Annotated in this window: 3 protein-coding genes; 1 reads left to right on the plus strand and 2 read right to left on the minus strand. The window is 36.3% G+C overall.

What is annotated here, in order from left to right; translation table 11 throughout:
• Window positions 1–198: 198 nt before the first annotated feature.
• On the minus strand, window positions 199–1161 hold the full coding sequence (locus tag V7127_RS16465; RefSeq protein ID WP_335487799.1) for a YncE family protein: 963 nt from the start codon (window positions 1159–1161) through the stop codon (window positions 199–201).
• Window positions 1162–1246: 85 nt separating this feature from the next.
• Window positions 1247–1525: a hypothetical protein gene (locus V7127_RS16470; RefSeq protein ID WP_335345516.1), complete on the minus strand. Its 279-nt coding sequence runs from the start codon at window positions 1523–1525 to the stop codon at window positions 1247–1249.
• Window positions 1526–1636: 111 nt separating this feature from the next.
• On the opposite strand from V7127_RS16470, the gene V7127_RS16475 reads away from it, so the two are divergent.
• Window positions 1637–1876, plus strand: a complete 240-nt coding sequence (locus tag V7127_RS16475) for a DNA alkylation repair protein (protein WP_335487802.1) — start codon at window positions 1637–1639, stop codon at window positions 1874–1876.
• Window positions 1877–1983: the final 107 nt, after the last annotated feature.

The raw sequence follows: 1983 nt of genomic DNA on the forward strand, positions 1-1983 counted from the left end.
TTAACTACCTTTAACCATGGGTTTCCGTGGCGAAGAGCGTTATAAACCCCTCTTATCTACCTTTAACCATGAGTTTCCGTGTCGAAGAGCGTTATAAACCCCTCTTAACTACCTTTAACCCTGAGTTTCCGTGGCGATGGACGTTATCATACCCTCTTAACGACTTTCGAACATGATTTTCTCACTCGAAGCCCCAGTTCAAGGCGCTCCCGCTTTTCTTATCAAAATTTGAAAAGGTCCCTTCCCCACGGGGATTGTTTTGATTATGTCTAGATTTTCCGGATCTACAATATGAATATCATTGCTGTCATAACCAGCTATCATTAAATACTGATCGAATAAAGCCATTTCAAAAGGATTTGCACCAATTACTTTAGAATTGACTACTTTTCCTTCCATATTTAATTTGTAAAGCATGCTTGTCCCGTGGCTTAGTGCAAATACATGATGATTAAATTCCAAAAAATTCACAGGCATCGTTGGAGCCGGGATTTTGTAAATTAACTCGGCTGTTTCTGAATTGTACACATGAATATCCTTTTCAACCTCGGCACCCGCACCATGTCCTCCAATCCAAAGCTCATTCCGATTATCATTTAGCCATGCCCCTGCAGCTGCTGGGTGTATATGATAGCTCGAAACATTTTTTGTGTTATTCAAGTCAACCACTGTTAGTTTTTCCTTACTGAAACTTAATACATATAGTTTTTTATCCTTTTCCGATTCAAGGATGGTTAATGGATTATTTTCCGTCCTAATTTGTGCTCTTTCTTCACCATTCATATCAAATAATCTGATTTTAGCAAGATTTTGATCCACTAACGCAATATAGGAATTTGTTCGAAGCAGCTTCCCATTGACAATTCCTTTGCCCGTTTTCCAGCTATCAATCTTTTTTCCGGCTTTTAAAGAAAATAAATCAACTGTCTCAACCTGTTTTCCAAATAGTATAATTGTATCCCCATCTGGAAAAATAACGGCACCTGTATAGGGCTTTTTTAGCTTCCAATCGGAAAGCTTTTTCATATTCTCTATATTAATGAAAGAAACAGACATATCCTTAATATTGACAGTTGCAGCAATAGAAAGATCTTCTTCAATAGGCTGAAATTCTTGATTCGTGCATGAAGATAATAATATTGCTGTCACAAATATAATCAAAAATCGGAATAATATAGGCACAAGCTTCTCCTCTTTTAACCTTTTTTCCATATTATATGGCCTATATGTGTTTAATTTGTGAAGTTCATTTTGATGATTGGACGCTTTTTGTGAACTCCGTCAGCTCTAGATGCAATTGAATTAAAGCGATTTTACTTTGGTCAGATAACTCTGATTCGATGATTCTTTTTGTGGCCATATAATACTTTTCCATTAATGATTTTCGAACTCTAGGATGAGCGTTTTCATCCTTCAGCTCCCTGACAATAGCTTCTTTTAATATTAATTCCGCAGACTCGTCAGCTAAAAGGGAACGATTTTTCCATAACTTTCGATATTCATCTAATAAATTTTGATAATACATGTTACATCACCATCTAATTTTTTTAATAGGTCTTTATCATTCCATTTTTACATAAAAAAAATCGGATATGCAAAAAATAGTTAAAATAATGTTGAAGGGAGATCAATTAAGTTGAGTACACCATATTGCTGTCCAAATTGTAAAACAAATCGGAGCCGTTTTAATATTATTAGACAGGTTCCGCAATCCGTTAAACTCGACCCGCACACAGGAGAAATTGTTGAAGAATTTACAAACGAAAATTTAAGCCCTTTCCATATGGCATACAAAGGACCAGAAATTAAAGTACAATGCGGTTCCTGCGGATTAGTAGAAGATGAAAGAACGTTTATTAAATTTGGGGAAAGATAATTAGAAAAGTAGAAGCGCCTTCGGAACATCAAAGGGCAAATGTTCCTGCGAAGAATATTCGCAGAAGCTTTCCTTTGTGTCCACCCGTGACAAGCACAAGACGAGCC

The sequence above is a fragment of the Bacillus sp. JJ1773 genome (assembly GCF_036962035.1).
In the GTDB taxonomy this organism is placed as follows: domain Bacteria; phylum Bacillota; class Bacilli; order Bacillales; family Cytobacillaceae; genus Cytobacillus.